This window comes from Streptomyces sp. NPDC001514 (assembly GCF_053597075.1).
In genome coordinates, this window is record NZ_JBSFHO010000004.1 from 55,150 (window position 1) to 70,453 (window position 15,304).

The window sequence follows — 15,304 nt, forward strand, 5'->3', positions numbered from 1 at the left end:
CCCCCAGGGGCCCGTCGCCCGGCTCACCCCCACTTCCGCAGGGAGATCTCGGGTCCGGGCTCCGCGCCGGGGACGGTCGGTGTCTGTTGCGTATGTTCCAGGTTACGCGCCCGAGGCAGTGCCGGTTCCACGGGCTCGGGCGCGGGCGCCCCGCCCACGAGCGCCCGCCAGGCATCACGCCGGGCCTGCCGGAGCGTCTCGCGGGCCGAGCTCAGCGCGCCTCGGACGGCCTGTCCGGCCTCGACGGCTGCCCGCCTGGCCGGGGCCCAGACCTGATCGCGCACGAAGTGTCCGACCGGTGTGCAGACGTTCCGGTAGAACCAGGCCGCCGGGCGCCCGAGCAGATTCCGGGCCAGCCACTTCAGGGCGCGCCCTACGGCCCTCGAGACGTACCCGGCGACGCGCCAGGCGACCACGAGCGCGTCGCCGATCTCCCGGCCGACGACCACGAGGGCACGGCCGACCGGGGTGAGGATCCAGCGGTACACGAAGCGGGCGGGCGCGACGACCAGGATCCGGGCCAGCCATACGACGGCGTTCCACAGCCCGCGGCCCGCCGGGGCGAGCACGTACGCGTACACCCAGGCCAGACCGTGCCCCAGCGGGGTCAGGACCCACCGGTACAGCGCGGTCCAAGGCCAGACGAAGACCGCCCACACCAGCCACCCGATGCCACGGCCGAGCGGTGTGAGCAGCCGGACGTACACCCAGCCCAGGATCCGGGCGAGTCCGCGGCCGACCGGGGTCAGGACCGCGCGGTACAGCCAGGCCAGCGGAACCGCGATGCCGTAGGTGGCGACCGGCACGACCACGTACCGCCACAGGGCCACCCAGGGCCAGTAGAAGACGGCCTTGAACAGCCACCACGCCCCCATGGCGACCACCTCGGCCCCTCGGGCGATCGCGCGTCCGACCGGGGCCAGCACCGCCTCGTAGAGCCACTCCAGCGCCCGGCCGAGCGGCCGCAGCAGCACGCGCTCCAGCACCCGTCCGCACACCACGAGCAGGTCCCACACCATGCGCAGGGGCACGACGACCAGCAGCACCACGATGCGTACCGGGATCCTGATGGCCACCGTCAGACAGCCTTCGGGCTGCTCGGGCCGCTGCTGCCGCTTCTCCAGATCCATGATCGAGGAGACGCAAAAGGCCCGGCCCCGGGTTTCCCCGGGGCCGGGCCGTCGCAGGAGTGTTACTTGACGACCGTCAGCGGGAGCAGCTTCTTGCCCGTCGGGCCGATCTGGATGTGCGTGTCCATCTGCGGGCAGACACCGCAGTCGAAGCACGGCGTCCAGCGGCAGTCCTCGACCTCGGTCTCGTCGAGCGCGTCCTGCCAGTCCTCCCAGAGCCAGTCCTTGTCGAGACCGGAGTCCAGGTGGTCCCAGGGCAGGACCTCCTCGTACGTACGCTCGCGGGTCGTGTACCAGTCGACGTCGACGCCGAACTCGGGCAGCGTCTTCTCCGCGCACTCCATCCACCGGTCGTACGAGAAGTGCTCACGCCAGCCGTCGAAGCGGCCGCCGTCCTCGTAGACGGCGCGGATGACGGAGCCGATGCGGCGGTCGCCGCGCGAGAGCAGGCCCTCGACGATGCCGGGCTTGCCGTCGTGGTAGCGGAAGCCGATGGAGCGGCCGTACTTCTTGTCGCCGCGGATCTTGTCGCGGAGCTTCTCCAGACGGGCGTCGGTCCCCTCGGCGGAGAGCTGCGGGGCCCACTGGAAGGGGGTGTGCGGCTTGGGCACGAAGCCGCCGATCGACACCGTGCAGCGGATGTCGTTCGAGCCGGAGACCTCGCGGCCCTTCTGGATCACCTTGGTCGCCATGTCGGCGATCTGCAGCACGTCGTCGTCGGTCTCGGTCGGCAGACCGCACATGAAGTACAGCTTCACCTGGCGCCAGCCGTTGCCGTACGCCGTGGCGACGGTCCGGATCAGGTCGTCCTCCGAGACCATCTTGTTGATGACCTTGCGGATGCGCTCGGAGCCGCCCTCGGGGGCGAAGGTGAGACCGGAGCGGCGGCCGTTGCGGGTCAGCTCGTTCGCCAGGTCGATGTTGAACGCGTCGACGCGGGTGGACGGGAGGGACAGCCCGATCTTGTCCTCCTCGTACCGGTCCGCGAGGCCCTTGGCGATGTCGCCGATCTCGCTGTGGTCCGCGGACGACAGCGACAGCAGGCCGACCTCCTCGAAGCCGGTCGCGTTGAGGCCCTTCTCGACCATCTCGCCGATGCCGGTGATGCTGCGCTCGCGCACGGGGCGCGTGATCATGCCGGCTTGGCAGAAGCGGCAGCCACGGGTGCAGCCGCGGAAGATCTCGACGGACATCCGCTCGTGGACGGTCTCGGCGAGCGGGACGAGCGGCTGCTTCGGGTAGGGCCACTCGTCGAGGTCCATGACGGTGTGCTTGGACACGCGCCACGGGACACCCGACTTGTTCGGTACGACGCGCCCGATGCGGCCGTCCGGCAGGTACTCGACGTCGTAGAAGCCCGGGACGTAGACGCCACCGGTCTTCGCGAGGCGGAAGAGCAGCTCCTCGCGGCCGCCGGGGCGGTCCTCGGCCTTCCAGGCGCGGATGATCTCGGTGATCTCCAGGACGGCCTGCTCCCCGTCGCCGATGACCGCGCAGTCGATGAAGTCCGCGATCGGCTCGGGGTTGAAGGCGGCGTGGCCGCCCGCGAGCACGATCGGGTCGTCGATGGTGCGGTCCTTGGCCTCCAGCGGGATGCCGGCGAGGTCGAGGGCCGTGAGCATGTTCGTGTACCCGAGCTCGGTGGAGAAGCTCAGGCCGAGGACGTCGAAGGCCTTCACTGGGCGGTGGCTGTCCACGGTGAACTGCGGGACGCCGTGCTCGCGCATCAGCTCTTCGAGGTCCGGCCACACGCTGTACGTGCGCTCGGCGAGGACGCCCTCGCGCTCGTTCAGTACCTCGTAGAGGATCATGACGCCCTGGTTGGGCAGTCCGACCTCGTACGCGTCCGGGTACATGAGGGCCCAGCGCACGTCGCAGCTCTCCCACGGCTTGACCGTGGAGTTCAGCTCACCACCGACGTACTGGATGGGCTTCTGCACATGCGGGAGCAGAGCTTCGAGCTGTGGGAAGACCGACTCGGCAGACATCAGGAAACCTTCGTGGGCTGGCAAAGGGCGATTCTCAAGCGTAACCCGCTCGGAAGGTGCCCTCGCCCGCCCGGAGGTGCGGGGGTCAGGCCGCCAGCGCCGCGCGCAGCCCGGGCCGGGACGCCTTGTCCCATACGCCGGGGAGCTCGCGTTCCCGCTCGGCGGCGGACGCCTCTTCCTGGCCGAAGAGAAGTCCCCAGGTGAACGCCGATTCGCCGGCCGCGTTGGCCTGGATCGCGAGGTCGCGGAGGGTGCCGCGGGCGACGACGCTGTCCTGGTGGTCGCCGAGGACGGTCTGGACGGCCTTCATGCGCTTGGCCAGTTTCTTCGCCGGTTTGCCGAGGGCGGGGGTCGCCGCCTCCGCGGCGTAGCGGGCGCGCTTGGCGGCCTTGCGTGCGTCGTGCATGGCGAGGTCCCGGTCGTGGCCCGCGGGGAGGCCGAGTGCGTGCGCGACGCGGGTCGCGAGGCGGCCGTAGTCCTTGAGCACGGCCTTGGGCAGGGCGTCACCGGGCTTCGCGGCGGCGGCCTTGAGGAGGGGCGGCTCGTCGAGGAACGCGTCGAGGGCGTCCAGGAGGGCGAGGTACCGCTTGGTGTCGAGTACGGCGACGGAGCGGCGCCGCGCGTCGGAGCGGCGCGCGATGCCCCAGATCTTGAGCCTCCGCCGGACCGGCCCGAGCACCAGCGTCCCCGGCAGCCCGTCGACGCGGCCGCGCAGCCGCTCGGCCAGGACTTCCTGGTCCCGGGCGGCCCCCAGCTCACCGGCCAGCCACTTGAGCTCGTCGCCGAGCGGGTCGGTGACCTGCCGGTCGACGATCTTCCGGTACGTCTTGAAGGCGCTGCGCATCCGGCGTGTCGCGACCCGCATCTGGTGCACCGCGTCGGGCAGGTCGCGCCGCACGGCGGGGTCGAGCGCGACGATGGCGTCCCGCTGCTCCCGCAGATAGGCGAGGACGAACTCCCCGGCGTCCTTGGGTCCGAGCCGTGCCCCGCGGTCCCTGACGGTCTTCGCGGCCTCGGGAGCCTTCGGGGCCTTGGCGTCCTTGGCGGGCCGCTTCGCGGCGTCGGTGTCGCCCGCCCCGGGGGGCGTGGGCGCGGACTCCGCCGCGGACTCGGCGGAGGCGGGTGCGGGTCCGGTCTCCTCGAGCGCCCGGGCCAGCTTGGACGACGCCGATGAGGGCCGGACGCCCGCCTTGCGGAGTCGCTTGCCGACCGCGTCGAGCAGGGCCGGGTCGCCGTCGTCGGCGAGCTCGACCTCGATCTCGGTCCAGGACGTCGTGCCGCCGCCCTCCGTGAGGCGCTCGGCGAGCACGGAGTCGACGGACAGCTCGGCAAGGAGTTCGCCCTGCTCGTCGACCAGGTGGCTGACGTCCCGGGAGGAGAGCAGCCGGACGACGGGTACGAGCTCGGCGTCGCGCGTGCGCGACCGGACGAGGCCCGTGAGGGTGCGGGGCAGGGTGTCGTCGAGGGGGGCGCGGATCTCGTCGCGGATGCCCGCGGAGACAGGGAACTTCAGGTGCCAGCCCTCGTCGTCGCCGCCCGTGCGCCGGCGCAGCGTGATGCCGTCCGCTGCGAGGCGCATCTCCGGGGTGTCGTAGTAGGTGGCGTCCAGCTCCGTCACGCCCTGGTCGACGACGGCCGTCACCCCGGCCACGCCGGTCAGGTCCGGTAGCTCGGTCCCGGTGTTGGCTTCGTACTTGCGCTCGATTTCCCGCTTCGTGTCCGCCATGAACAAAATCTAGACGTCATGGCGCCTCCGCGTCAGTACGTACCGAGACGTTGTCGGTCAGGACCGGTCGTTTCCAGGCCGTCTCTAGGCCGTCTCCAGGCCGTCTCTAGGCCGTCATCGGCCGCTGGACGCGGATCGACTGCAGCAGTCCGACCGCCACCCACACGGCGAACATGGACGAGCCGCCGTACGACACGAAGGGCAGCGGCAACCCGGCGACCGGCATGATGCCGAGCGTCATCCCGACGTTCTCGAAGGACTGGAAGGCGAACCAGGCGATGATCCCGGCCGCGACGATCGTGCCGTACAGCTCGGTCGTCTCGCGGGCGATCCGGCAGGCCCGCCACAGCACCACACCCAGCAGGAAGAGGATGAAGCCGGCTCCCAGGAAGCCGAGCTCCTCGCCCGCCACGGTGAAGACGAAGTCGGTCTGCTGTTCGGGCACGAACTGGCCCGTCGTCTGCGAGCCCTTGAAGAGGCCGGTGCCGAGCAGCCCGCCGGAGCCGATCGCGATGCGCGCCTGGTTGGTGTTGTAGCCGACGCCCGCCGGGTCGAGCTCGGGGTTGGCGAAGGCGGCGAAGCGGTTGATCTGGTACTCGTCGAGGAGTCCGAGCGTGGTCACCAGGACCGCGCCCGCGACGCCCGTGCCGATGAGCCCGAGGACCCAGCGGTTGGAGGCGCCGGAGGCCAGCAGCACGCCGAGCACGATCACGACCATCACCATGACCGAGCCGAGGTCCGGCATCAGCATGACGATCGCCATGGGGAGGGCTGCCAGGACGAGGGACTTGGCGACGATGCCGTGGTCGGGGTGGGCCTGGTCGCCCGCGTCGACCTGGGCCGCCAGCATCATCGCCATGCCCAGAATGATCGTGATCTTCACGAACTCGGACGGCTGCAGGGAGAATCCGCCGCCGACCACGATCCAGGCGTGTGCTCCGTTGATCGTCGCACCGAGCGGCGTGAGCACCAGCAGGACCAGCAGCACGGAGATCCCGTACAGCACCGGCACGGCCCCGCGCAGGGTGCGGTGGCCGAGCCAGATCGTGCCGGCCATCAGGGCGAAGCCGATGCCGGTGTTCAGCAGATGGCGGAACAGGAAGTAGTACGGGTCGCCCTGGTTGAGCTCGGTGCGGTTGCGCGTGGCCGACCACACGAGCAGCGCGCCGATCGACGACAGCGCGAGGGCGGACAGCAGCATCGGCCAGTCGAGCCGCCGCAGCATCGAGTCACGGGCGGTGAGCCTGGCCCAGGGGCCGCGGTCGGGGGCGTACCGCGCGACCGAGAAGCCGTGGGTTCCGGCCATGGGTCAGTCCCTCCGCCCGGTCGCGGCCGGCGGCCGCACTGTCGCGGGCGGTGGGCCCGCGAGTGTCTTGTCCTCTTCCGGCTTGGGCTTCTGGGGGGCGTACGGCCGGATCTGCGGGGCGTCGACCGTCCCATCGGGGTTGATCTTCGGCAGGGTCTTCTGCGGCTGCGGCAGAAGCGCCTTCTTGAGATCCTGGTTGCCTTCCATGTCGAGCCCGTAGAGCGCGTTGTAGATGTTGCGCACGGCGGGGCCGGAGGCGCCGGAGCCGGTACCACCCTGGGAGATCGTCATGACGATCGAGTAGTCCTTGGTGTACGTGGCGAACCACGAGGTCGTCTGCTTGCCGTGGACCTCTGCCGTGCCGGTCTTGGCGTGCATCGGGATCTTGTCCTGCGGCCAGCCGCCGAATCGCCAGGCGGCGGTACCGCGGGTGGCGACTCCCGCGAGGGCTTCGTCCATCAGGTCGCGCGTCTTGGCGTTCATCGGCAGCTTGCCGTGCGACTTGGGCTTGATATCCCGCACGCTCTTGCCGTCCGCGCTGATGACCGCCTTGCCGACGATGGGGTCGTAGAGGGTGCCGCCGTTGGAGATGGCGGCGTAGATCGTGGCCATCTGGATGGGGGTGACGAGCGTGTCGCCCTGGCCGATGGAGTAGTTGACCGAGTCACCGGCGCGCATCAGATTGCCTTCGAGGCAGTTCTCGTACGAGAGCTGCTGGATGTAGGTGCCGCCCTTCTTGCCGGTCCGGCACCAGTAGTCCTTGTTCGCCTCCCAGAACTTCTGCTTCCAGCGGCGGTCGGGGACCCGGCCGGTCTCCTCGTTGGGCAGGTCGATCCCGGTCTCGGTGCCGAGGCCGAACTGGTGGGCGGTCTTGTAGAACCAGTCCGCCGGGTTCTTCTTCGGCTTGAGGCCGCCGTCCTTGATCCACTGCTGGTGGGCGAGGGCGTAGTAGACGGTGTCGCAGGAGACCTCGAGGGCCTGGCCGAGGGTGATGCTGCCGTGGCCCTGGGACTCGAAGTTCTTGAAGACCTGGTTGCCGATGGAGTACGAGCTCGGGCAGGGGTAGCGGCCCTTGAAGTCGTAGCCGGCGTTGACCGCCGCGGTGGTCGGGACGACCTTGAAGATGGAGCCGGGTGCGGCCTGGCCCTGGATGGCCCGGTTCAGCAGCGGGAAGTTGGACTTCTTGCCGGTCAGCTTGGCGTAGTCCTTGGCGGAGATGCCGCCGACCCAGGCGTTGGGGTCGTAGGTGGGCAGCGAGGCCATCGCCACCACGCGGCCGGTCTTCGCCTCCATGACGACGACGGCGCCCGAGTCCGCCTTGTAGTTCCGGTTGGTGTTGTCGTCGAAGACCTTGCGGGCTTCCTTCATCGCGTTGTTGAGCTCCCACTCGGCGACCGCCTGGACGCGGGCGTCGATGGAGGTGACGACATTGGCGCCGGGCTCGGCCTTGTCCGCCTTGGCCTGGCCCATGACCCGGCCGAGGTTGTCGACCTCGTAGCGGGTGACACCGGCCTTGCCGCGCAGCTCCTTGTCGTACGTACGCTCGAGTCCGGAGCGGCCGACCTGGTCGGAGCGGAGGAACGGCGAGTCGGTGTCCTTGGCCTTCTCGATCTCCTCGTCGGTGACGGGTGAGAGATAGCCGAGGACCTGCGAGGTGTTGGCCTTGCCGGGTGCCGGGTAGCGGCGGACCGCGGTGGGCTCGGCGGTGATGCCGGGGAAGTCCTCGGTGCGCTCGCGGATCTGGAGGGCCTGCTGGGTGGTGGCCTCGTCGGTGACCGGGATCGGCTGGTACGGGGAGCCGTTCCAGCAGGGCTGCGGGGTCTCGGAGTCGCAGAGCCGGACCTTGTCCATCACGTCCTTCGGCTTCATGCCGAGGACCGCGGCGAGCCGGGTGAGGACGTCTTTGCCGTCGTCCTTCATCTTCAACAGGGCGGTGCGCGACGCCGAGACGACGAGACGGGTCTCGTTGTCGGCGAGCGGCACTCCGCGGGCGTCGAGGATCTCGCCGCGGACCGCGGGCTGGACGACCTGCTGGACGCCGTTGCCCGAGGCCTTCTTGGCGTACTCCTCGCCGTCGCGGATCTGGATGAACCAGAGGCGTCCGCCGAGTGTGGCGAAGAGCGAGAAGACGAGGACCTGGATGATGACGAGCCGGATCTGGACGCGAGGGGTCCGCCCGGTCTCGGGAATGTTGCTCACGCTGCCGATGCCCCCTCGATCACAGTCGCTTGATCCCCTTGATGCGGCCTGCGCGGGCCGCTCGTGTCCTGGCCGCCTTCACGCGCAGTCCTCCGCTGCGCTGGCTGCCGATCCGCAGTCCGGTGCCGAAGGACGTCCAGCCGTTGGACACGACGGTGGCGCCGGACTGGTTCTCGGCGAGCGGGTCGTTCTCGGCGCGTCTCGCGAGCGCCATGATCAGCGGCACGGTGAAAGGCGCGAGCAGCAGGTCGTACACGGCCGCGGTGAACAGCAGCGAGCCGAGGCCGACATGCCGGGCGGCGGTGTCGCCGACGAGGGCGCCCACGCCGGCGTACAGCAGGGTGGATCCGACGGCGGCGGCGACGACCACGAGCATCGGTCCGGTGGCCGAGGTGAGCCGGCCGGTCTCCGGCTTGACGAGGCCCGCGAGATAGCCGATGACGCACAGCACGAGCGCGTAGCGTCCCGCGGCGTGGTCGGCGGGCGGGGCGAGGTCGGCGAGCAGGCCCGCACCGAAGCCGATGAGGGCGCCGCTGACATGGCCGTACACGAGTGCGAGGGCGAGGACGACGAGCATCAGCAGGTCGGGGACGGCCCCGGGGAGATGGAGGCGGGCGAGGACGGAGACCTGGACGACGAGGGCGACCACGACGAGCGTGGTGGAGAGCAGCATCCGGTTGAAGCGCATGGTGTTCAGCTCCTCCTGCTACTCGTCGTTCTGGCCGGTGTCTGTGCCTGGGTCAGTGCCCGTATCCGGGCCGGTACTCGCCCCGGTGTCCGTACCGGTGCCGGTGCCGGCCGCGGTGTCCGTGCCGTCTCCCTGACTCCCGTCCTCTCCCCGGCCGTTGGGCGACGGGGTCACCGTCACCGTGACCGTGGGAGTGGGGGTCGGCTTCGGCTTGGCCGGGAGGACCGTGTCGCGGGGGTTGGTGCGCGGCGCCTGGACGACGACTCCGACGATGTCCAGCTTGGAGAAGGAGGCGAACGGTCGTACGAAGATGGTCCGCGTGAGGTCGCCGCCGGACGGGTCGACGCGGACGACCTCGCCGACCGGCACTCCGGGCACGAACGGCTTGTCGGCCTGCGAGCCGAAGGTGACCAGCCGGTCGCCCTTCTTCACCTTCGCCTTGCCGTTGAGGAGCTGCACGGACAGCGGCCGGTCGCCCTGACCGGTCGCGAAGCCGAGCTCGTCGGTGCCTTCCATGCGCGTACCGACCGTGAAGTCCGGGTCGTTGGCGAGGAGTACGGTCGCGGTGTCCGGGCCGACGGTGGTGACACGGCCGACGAGTCCGTCGCCGTTGAGCACGGTCATGTCGCGGAGGATGCCGTCCCGGGAACCGGCGTCGATGGTGACGGTCCAGGAGAAGCCCTGGGCCGCTCCTATGGCGATGACCTCCGCGCCCTTGATGCCGTACTGCCCGTTGGCCGCCTTCTTCAGCATGTCGTCGAGCTGACGGAGCCGGCTCTTGTTGCGGGCGTCGCTGCCGAGCCTCGCCTTGAGGGTCGCGTTCTCCCGCTCCAGCACGGCGATCCGGTCGTGGCGCTCCCCCGAGTCCCGGACCGCTCCTATGGCGTTGCCGATCGGGTCGACGGCCGCCGCCACACCGTTCTCGACCGGTCCGAATACCGCGGCGGCGGCCTGCCGGGCGCCGTCCACCGGTGACTCCTGGCCGCCGCGGATATCCACCGTGATCAGCGCGAACGCGATGGCGATCAGCAGGACCAGGAGCAGCCGGCTCTCTTTCGTGTCCCTCACGTGCGGCGGCCGTGCCTTCCTCATAGGAATGTGTGTGCTGCGTGCCGTTGTGCTCTGTGATGTTGCTGTGGGGCGTTGCTTTGTGCCGTTATACCAACGATCCGCCGCATGGGTCCGGCGGCGCCCACACGGGGGGTCCCCCGGGCCGGACAGGCCAGGGGGAGGCTTCGGCCCGGTCCGCTATCTGCGCGGCTGGGCGTCCAGCACCTGCTGGAGCGCCTCGAACTCCTCGACGCATTTGCCGGAGCCGAGTGCGACCGAGTCCAGGGGGTCCTCGGCGATGTGGATGGGCATACCGGTCTCGTGGCGCAGGCGCTCGTCGAGGCCGCGCAGCAGGGCGCCACCGCCGGTGAGGACGATGCCGCGGTCCATGACGTCGCCGGAGAGCTCGGGCGGGCACTTGTCGAGCGTGGTCTTCACGGCGTCGACGATCGCGTTGACCGGTTCCTCGATGGCCTTGCGGACCTCGGCGGCGGAGATGACCACGGTCTTCGGCAGGCCGGAGACCAGGTCGCGGCCGCGGATCTCGGTGTGCTCCTCCTTGTCCATGGCGTAGGCCGAGCCGATGGTGATCTTGATGCTCTCGGCGGTGCGCTCGCCAAGGAGGAGGCTGTACTCCTTCTTGACGTGCTGGATGATCGCGTTGTCCAGCTCGTCACCCGCGACCCGGATGGACTGTGCCGTGACGATTCCGCCGAGGGAGATCACGGCCACCTCGGTGGTGCCGCCGCCGATGTCCACCACCATGTTCCCGGTGGCCTCGTGGACCGGGAGGCCCGCTCCGATGGCGGCGGCCATCGGCTCCTCGATGATGTGCACCTGGCGGGCGCCGGCCTGCGTCGAGGCCTCGATGACGGCGCGGCGCTCGACGCCGGTGATGCCGGAGGGCACGCAGACGACGATGCGCGGGCGCGCCGCCCAGCGACGCTTGTGGATCTTGAGGATGAAGTAGCGGAGCATCCGCTCGGTGATCTCGAAGTCGGCGATCACGCCGTCCTTGAGCGGGCGCACCGCGACGATGTTCCCCGGCGTGCGGCCGATCATCTTCTTGGCTTCGGAGCCCACCGCGAGAATGCCGCCGGTGTTCGTGTTGATGGCGACGACGGACGGCTCGTTGAGGACGATCCCACGACCCCTGACGTACACCAGCGTGTTGGCGGTCCCGAGGTCGACAGCCATGTCACGGCCGATGAACGACATTGAGTTCCCCTTGTTTCCCATGAGGATGCGTCGGGCCTTCCCAAATCGAGCTTTGATGGCTTTTTAGGTAGGCGAGGAGGTGCTGCTCAGGCGCTGTGGCGTGAAGGCTTCCATCGTAGTGCCGCCTGCACGGACACCGCGCGCTGGCCCGCCTCAGTAAGGGTGACGACGAGTCGGAGCGTAGCGTTCCCGGTATCGGGGTTCATATGCCGAGGGGCGACCGAATTTCCTTCGGTCGCCCCAGGCGGGGAGCGCTGGACGGCTGACGTTCGATCAGGAAAGACCGACCGGGGAAGAGGAGCCGTCAGACGCCCGGAAAGAACAGCTTCAGTTCCCGGATGGCGGACTCCTCGGAGTCCGAGGCGTGGATGAGGTTCTCGCGGACGATCGTGCCGTAGTCGCCGCGGATGGAACCGGGGGCGGCCGCGATCGGGTCGGTCGGGCCGGTCAGGGTGCGGACGCCCTCGACGACGCGCTCGCCCTCGACGACGAGGGCGACGACCGGGCCGGACAGCATGAACTCGACGAGCGGCTCGTAGAACGGCCGGCCGACGTGCTCGGCGTAGTGCTGCTCCAGGGTCTCGCGGTCGAGCTGTCGCAACTCCAGCGCGGTGATCTGCCAGCCCGCCTTGCGCTCGATACGGCCGATGATCTCGCCGATCAGGCCGCGGCGTACGGCGTCGGGCTTGAGCAGGACGAGCGTGCGCTGGCTCACGGTGCGGGCTCCTTCGAGTGCGGGTCTCAGGTGTCGAGTCTCGGAGGTCGAGTCTCAGGTGTCGGTTCTCGGGATGAGGGGGTGCTGGACATGCCGGCACTCAGAGGCTACAGGGCGCACCACGTCGCCCGTTACGCAGCGTCAGGCTCTCCGGAGGCCTCGGCGGGCTGCTGCGCGGCCCATGCCGCCTTCGCCTCGTCCACCTTGCGTCCGTAGTGGACCGAGGCCCACCACAGGGCGGTGAACACCACGCCAAGGATGAACATCGCCGGAACCACGAAGCCGCTCGCGATCAGGCCGATCTGCAGGACCCAGCCGAGCTGGACCCCGCCGGGCCGGGTGATCATCCCGCACAGCAGCACCGACAGCAACATCGCGATGCCGCAGACCGTCCAGACCAGCGTCATGGACAGCCCGTCGGTCTTCATCGCCACCAGACCGGCGAAGCCGATCACGAAGAACTCGCCGATCAGCGTCGACGCACAGAGCGTACGCATGGAACTCAGCCCCTCCCCAGCAGCAGCCGGGCCTCGCCGACCGTGATCACGGAGCCGGTGACCAGGACGCCCGCGCCCGCGTACTCCGCCTCCTCCTCGGCGAGCGTGACCGCCGCCTCCAGCGCGTCGTCGAGGCGCGGCTCGACGACCACCCGCTCGTCGCCGAAGACCTCCACGGCCACCGCGGCCAGCTCATCGGCGGTCATCGCGCGATGGCTGGAGTTCTGCGTGACGACGATCTCCGTGAAGACCGGCTCGAAGGCCTCGAGGACCGCCTTCACGTCCTTGTCGCTGCTGGTGCCGACGACACCGATGAGCCGCGAGAAGCCGAACGCCTCGGTGATGCCATCGGCGGCCGCCCGCGCCCCCGCCGGGTTGTGCGCGGCGTCCAGGACGACGGTCGGGCTACGGCGTACGACCTCGAGCCGGCCGGGCGAGACGACGGACGCGAACGCCGTGCGGACCGTGTCCACATCGAGCGTGCGGGCGTGCTGCTCACCGATGCCGAAGAAGGCCTCGACCGCGGCGAGCGCCACCGCGGCGTTGTGCGCCTGGTGAGCGCCGTACAGCGGGAGGAAGATCTCCTCGTACTCCCCGCCGAGGCCGCGCAGCGTCAGCAGCTGCCCGCCGACCGCGACCTCACGGGAGACGACCCCGAACTCCATGCCCTCGCGGGCCACCGTCGCGTCCACCTCGACGGCCTTCTTCAGCATGACCTGCGCGGCCTCCACCGGCTGCTGCGCCAGGATCACCGTCGCGCCCTGCTTGATGACACCGGCCTTCTCGGCCGCGATCGCGGCCGGGGTGGAGCCCAGGCGGTCGGTGTGGTCCAGATCGATCGGGGTGACCACGGCGACCGACCCGTCGATGACGTTGGTCGCGTCCCAGCTGCCGCCCATGCCGACCTCGACGACGGCCACATCGACGGGCGCGTCGGCGAACGCGGCGTAGGCCATGCCGGTCAGCACCTCGAAGAAGGAGAGCCGGAACTCCTGGGCGGCATCGACCATCTCGACGTACGGCTTGATGTCGTTGTACGTGGCGATGAAGCGCTCGGCGTCGATCGGCGCGCCGTCCAGGCTGATCCGCTCGGTGACCGACTGGACGTGGGGCGAGGTGTACCGCCCGGTGCGCAGGTCGAAGGCACCGAGCAGGGCCTCGATCATCCGGGCCGTGGACGTCTTGCCGTTCGTGCCGGTGATGTGGATCGACGGGTACGCGCGCTGCGGCTCGCCCAGCACGTCCATCAGCGCCGAGATCCGGCTGACCGACGGCTCCAGCTTCGTCTCGCCCCAGCGGGTCGCGAGGTCCGCCTCGACCTCGCGCAGCGCCTTGTCCACCTCCGGGTCGGCGGGCCGCGCGGGCACCTGGTCGGCCTGGGGCGGTCCGGCCTGGGTGCGCAGGGTGCGGCTGCCGGCCTCGATCACCGCCAGGTCGGGGTCACGGTCGGTCTCGGCGTCGACGATCTCGTCGAACACGTCGGCCTCGTGGGCGGCGTCCACGTCGTGGGCGTCGTCGGCGTCGTCAAAGGGATCCGGCTGCTGCTGCTCACTCACGCTGCCAGTCTACGGAGGGCCACCGACACCACGGTCCAGGCCCGCCTGCCGAGGTCTGCCGATGCCTCACAGGCCCGACGGGAGCAGGGCCAGCACGTGATACGAGCCGTCCCTCGGGCCCGCCGTGAGCACCCCGCCCATGCTCTCCACCCGCTCGCGCATCGAGAACGTGCCGGTTCCGCTGGACACGGGCCGCTCGCGCGCCGGGGCCTCGGCGGCCAGTGGATTGCCGACCTCGATCCGCAGCCGGGCGCCCTCCACGTCGATGTGCACGGTCACCCTCTCCCCCGGCGCGTGCTTGGCTGCGTTCGTCAGGCACTCCTGCACCACCCGGTACACCGCGGTCTGCCGCAGGGGTGAGATCCGGCGGGCCCGGTCGGTGATCGTCAGCTCCACCGGGCTGCCCATCCGCTCCCCCTCCGCCGCGAGCGCGGGGAGACCCTCGAGGCCCGGGGTCGCGGTCCGCTCGTCGGCGCGCCGCACGATGATCTCGTTCAGCATGTGATGGGCGCGGCGGGCCGTTCCGGCGAGTTCGTCGAAGTCGGCGCCGTACGCCTCGCCCCGGGCCCGTACCGCCAGCACCTCGGCCCGCACGGCGAGCACGGTCAGCTCCCGGCCCACCAGATCGTGCACATCGCGGGCGACCGAGGCGCGTTCCTGCTGCACGGCCTGGAGGGCCACGGTCTCCGCGCGTTGTGCCTCCAGCTCGCGGAGCAGGTCCTGTCGGTACGCGGCGATACCGACGCCCGACGCGAGGACTCCGATCGGCACCACCAGGCTCAGGAACTCGCTCAGCGAATCGCCCCGATGGGCCGGCCAGCCGGGGGTGTTGAACAGCAGGTACGCCGTCAGGATGTAGCCCGCCGTGGCCACGATGCCCGCGACACGGCCCCGGAACCGGCCGAGCGAGTACAGCGCGAACTGGATGAGCGTCAGCTCATGCAGCCAGCCCAGGAAGCCGAGGGCGACGAGGTACGGCAGCCACGGCACCCGGCGCCGCAGCAGCAGCGTCGCCGAGCCCGCCGCCAGGACGACCGTCGCGCTCACCCGGCCCAGGGAGTTGTCCGCCTCGGCCAGGCCCGGCACGTCGAGGAGCATCAGCGCGAAGCAGCTGAGCGCGGTGACCGCGTCGACGGCACGCGGCGAGACCGCCCAGCGGTCCGCGTACCGGCGCCCCGCCGCGACGGCGCTGCGCGGGGCCGCAGCCGCCACGCCGGGGAGCGGGGGCGGG

General features: G+C 70.4%; 12 protein-coding genes. All 12 read right to left on the reverse strand.

The annotated features are described in order from the left end of the window. Window positions 1-23 precede the first annotated feature (23 nt). The 12 genes from ACWCXB_RS06405 to ACWCXB_RS06460 all read right to left on the reverse strand — a co-directional run bounded on the left by ACWCXB_RS06405 (window position 24) and on the right by ACWCXB_RS06460 (window position 15,285). Window positions 24-1,130, reverse strand: coding sequence for a hypothetical protein (locus ACWCXB_RS06405; protein ID WP_450719621.1), 1,107 nt, complete (start codon window positions 1,128-1,130; stop codon window positions 24-26). A 62-nt stretch (window positions 1,131-1,192) separates the two neighbouring features. Beyond that, a complete protein-coding gene (locus ACWCXB_RS06410) occupies window positions 1,193-3,118 on the reverse strand; it encodes a TIGR03960 family B12-binding radical SAM protein (RefSeq protein WP_450719623.1) in 1,926 nt (641 codons plus the stop codon). An 85-nt stretch (window positions 3,119-3,203) separates the two neighbouring features. After that, window positions 3,204-4,844: a CYTH and CHAD domain-containing protein gene (locus ACWCXB_RS06415; RefSeq protein ID WP_450719625.1), complete on the reverse strand. Its 1,641-nt coding sequence runs from the start codon at window positions 4,842-4,844 to the stop codon at window positions 3,204-3,206. A gap of 106 nt (window positions 4,845-4,950) precedes the next feature. Further along, on the reverse strand, window positions 4,951-6,150 hold the full coding sequence (gene rodA / locus ACWCXB_RS06420; protein WP_450719627.1) for a rod shape-determining protein RodA: 1,200 nt from the start codon (window positions 6,148-6,150) through the stop codon (window positions 4,951-4,953). Between the two features lie 3 nt (window positions 6,151-6,153). Further along, window positions 6,154-8,349 carry a penicillin-binding protein 2 gene (gene mrdA, locus ACWCXB_RS06425; protein ID WP_450719629.1) on the reverse strand — a complete coding sequence of 732 codons (2,196 nt, stop codon included), beginning with the start codon at window positions 8,347-8,349 and terminating at the stop codon, window positions 6,154-6,156. 19 nt (window positions 8,350-8,368) lie between these two features. Then, complete coding sequence (gene mreD, locus ACWCXB_RS06430; protein WP_450719631.1) at window positions 8,369-9,037, reverse strand: rod shape-determining protein MreD; 669 nt, start codon at window positions 9,035-9,037, stop codon at window positions 8,369-8,371. 18 nt (window positions 9,038-9,055) lie between these two features. Beyond that, a complete protein-coding gene (gene mreC, locus ACWCXB_RS06435; RefSeq protein ID WP_450719633.1) occupies window positions 9,056-10,105 on the reverse strand; it encodes a rod shape-determining protein MreC in 1,050 nt (349 codons plus the stop codon). A 180-nt stretch (window positions 10,106-10,285) separates the two neighbouring features. Beyond that, the gene (locus tag ACWCXB_RS06440) at window positions 10,286-11,305 is read right to left on the reverse strand and encodes a rod shape-determining protein (RefSeq protein WP_450719635.1); all 1,020 of its coding nucleotides are present in this window, start codon (window positions 11,303-11,305) and stop codon (window positions 10,286-10,288) included. A gap of 304 nt (window positions 11,306-11,609) precedes the next feature. After that, window positions 11,610-12,020, reverse strand: a complete 411-nt coding sequence (gene ndk / locus ACWCXB_RS06445) for a nucleoside-diphosphate kinase (protein WP_450719637.1) — start codon at window positions 12,018-12,020, stop codon at window positions 11,610-11,612. Window positions 12,021-12,151: 131 nt separating this feature from the next. Further along, window positions 12,152-12,517, reverse strand: coding sequence for a DUF4233 domain-containing protein (locus ACWCXB_RS06450; RefSeq protein WP_450719639.1), 366 nt, complete (start codon window positions 12,515-12,517; stop codon window positions 12,152-12,154). Between the two features lie 5 nt (window positions 12,518-12,522). Further along, window positions 12,523-14,073 carry a bifunctional tetrahydrofolate synthase/dihydrofolate synthase gene (gene folC, locus ACWCXB_RS06455; protein ID WP_450719641.1) on the reverse strand — a complete coding sequence of 517 codons (1,551 nt, stop codon included), beginning with the start codon at window positions 14,071-14,073 and terminating at the stop codon, window positions 12,523-12,525. A gap of 66 nt (window positions 14,074-14,139) precedes the next feature. After that, the gene (locus ACWCXB_RS06460) at window positions 14,140-15,285 is read right to left on the reverse strand and encodes a sensor histidine kinase (RefSeq protein WP_450720066.1); all 1,146 of its coding nucleotides are present in this window, start codon (window positions 15,283-15,285) and stop codon (window positions 14,140-14,142) included. Window positions 15,286-15,304 lie beyond the last annotated feature (19 nt).

Bases quoted from the DNA above. Each gene is read 5' to 3' on its own strand.
- ACWCXB_RS06405 (WP_450719621.1), bottom strand. From the start codon at position 1,130: ATGGATCTGGAGAAGCGGCAGCAGCGGCCCGAGCAGCCCGAAGGCTGT.
- ACWCXB_RS06410 (WP_450719623.1), bottom strand. From the start codon at position 3,118: ATGTCTGCCGAGTCGGTCTTCCCACAGCTCGAAGCTCTGCTCCCGCAT.
- ACWCXB_RS06415 (WP_450719625.1), bottom strand. From the start codon at position 4,844: ATGGCGGACACGAAGCGGGAAATCGAGCGCAAGTACGAAGCCAACACC.
- rodA (WP_450719627.1), bottom strand. From the start codon at position 6,150: ATGGCCGGAACCCACGGCTTCTCGGTCGCGCGGTACGCCCCCGACCGC.
- mreD (WP_450719631.1), bottom strand. From the start codon at position 9,037: ATGCGCTTCAACCGGATGCTGCTCTCCACCACGCTCGTCGTGGTCGCC.
- ACWCXB_RS06440 (WP_450719635.1), bottom strand. From the start codon at position 11,305: ATGTCGTTCATCGGCCGTGACATGGCTGTCGACCTCGGGACCGCCAAC.
- ACWCXB_RS06450 (WP_450719639.1), bottom strand. From the start codon at position 12,517: ATGCGTACGCTCTGTGCGTCGACGCTGATCGGCGAGTTCTTCGTGATC.